This is a genomic window from Endozoicomonas sp. ONNA2 (assembly GCF_024606365.1).
GTDB lineage: Bacteria > Pseudomonadota > Gammaproteobacteria > Pseudomonadales > Endozoicomonadaceae > Endozoicomonas.
On the sequence record NZ_JAHHPO010001103.1, the window covers coordinates 1 to 1,788 of the forward strand.

At 49.2% G+C, this 1,788-nt stretch carries 1 protein-coding gene; it reads right to left on the minus strand.

Annotated features, from left to right (window positions below; translation table 11 throughout):
• Positions 1–300: 300 nt before the first annotated feature.
• Complete coding sequence (locus KDK14_RS19650) at positions 301–1,560, minus strand: TatD family hydrolase (RefSeq protein ID WP_257266910.1); 1,260 nt, start codon at positions 1,558–1,560, stop codon at positions 301–303.
• Between the last annotated feature and the right edge of the window lie 228 nt (positions 1,561–1,788).

Here is a 1,788-nt window from a genome sequence, read left to right on the forward strand (position 1 = left end):
AGTAACTGTCCACTTAGCCAGAAATATACGATTCCATTTGGCCAACTACTTATTGCCTGATTACTGCTGGCGGTGCGCCATTGGGAGTGCTCAAAAGATATATCCAGAAACAGGAACGGCCAGAGAAATAGCAGGCCTCTACGGTGGTCCGGCATTCCGGCTGCCTGCTATCTGGGCGGCCCCACCTGGGCGGCCCCACCCATCTCCATCCAAGCGCTTTGCGCTGTGAATGGAGAATTCCGCAGGTTTCGTTAAACTTTGCCAAAAAAACAAATTGTTTAATTAAAATACGATCCTGCGTCAGTCACCGAGTGAGAAAATCCGTCTGGCATTTTCTGTGGTTACAGCAGCAATCTCTTCTCCATCCACACTGAGCACCTGGCTCAGCGCATGGACCACATAGGGCAGATTAGCAGGTTCATTTTTGGAATCTGACGACTTGGGCATTACCTGATAAGGTTTTAAAAACGGTGCATCAGTCTCAACCATCAGGCGGTCCCGCAGGGCATGCCAACCCACAGAACTCAATGCATCCACCAGATCTTTATTATTGTTGCCGCCTACCCAACCGGTAATCCCGATGGAACAGCCCAGATCAAGGTAGGCCTTCAGGTGCTCACTGTTACTGGTGAAGCAGTGAACGCAGGCCATAATGGGTGAAGGTAACTGATTGATGTACTTTTTCAAACTCTTGATAAAGTCATCATGGGCCTTTCGCTCATGCAAAAACAGTGGTTTTTTCAGCTCTGCAGCAAGCTCCAACTGTTCCTCAAAAACATCTATTTGCACCTTTGGAGGAGGCGACCAATCACGATCGTAATCCAGGCCACACTCACCCACCGCAATGCAGTGGCTGCCCCCCCGTTCAAGTATTTTTCTCATTTCCGCTATGCCACCATCTTTTTGAAAATCCCTGGCGTTGTGTGGATGACATCCCACGGTATAGTACAAAGCGCATCGGGAGGAATCTGAAGAGGCTTTTGAAGAGTGCAAACCGTCATGCAGCCAATTGTTCACCGTCTCCTGGGCCATTTTAGATACAGCAATAGAAGTGCCCGTTATCATGATGCTACCAAGCCCTGCACTGACGGCATTGGCAATAACCAGGGGGAGATTCCCAAATTTGTGTCCGGCCAGATTGGCTCCAATATCAACCAGTGGGGCCTTATATTGAGGTCTGGACTCCGGGCGATTCAAAAGAACCTTGTTGGACCCCGGTCGGGCAGCCAAGCGAACATCAGAATGTCTTCTGGCCGGAGTATCAGAGGTTGCCGCTGCCCCGGTTGAGCGCTGGCAATGCCGGGACTCCAGACCCTTATCAAACAGCCCCTGGACATTACTGTGCCCGGGGTTGTTGTATGCACAAAGGGCGGCCCCGGAAAAAGACTTGCCAGAAGAATCTGAGCGCCGTTTTTTCTTAGGTTTTATTTTCCGTGCTTTTGACCTGCCTTCTGCCCAGACTTGCAGATCTGATTCATCGGTAGCCGCCTGTGCACCTTTGCTGCCAAGGTCATTTGAGGAAACTGAACTGCCAGTTGACGTGATATTGCCCGGAATCATATTGTTCAAGTCGCTCCTGTTTTGCATTATTGGAAATACTGCCTTTTCCCGGCACTCGAGGGTTTTCTTGAATGATTAAGTTAGTGAAAAATACAGCCACTGCCACTGTACACGACAATTTTTACGGGGATTCCTGCCATTTGTTCAACTGTTTATGCGCTAAGCGGTAAGCGGTAAGGAGTCGTCTAAAAATAACTTTCCCATTTTAAACTCAGTGTTCCTGATGAT

Coding starts and splice junctions, on each gene's coding strand:
- KDK14_RS19650 (WP_257266910.1), bottom strand. CDS start 1,560: ATGATTCCGGGCAATATCACGTCAACTGGCAGTTCAGTTTCCTCAAAT.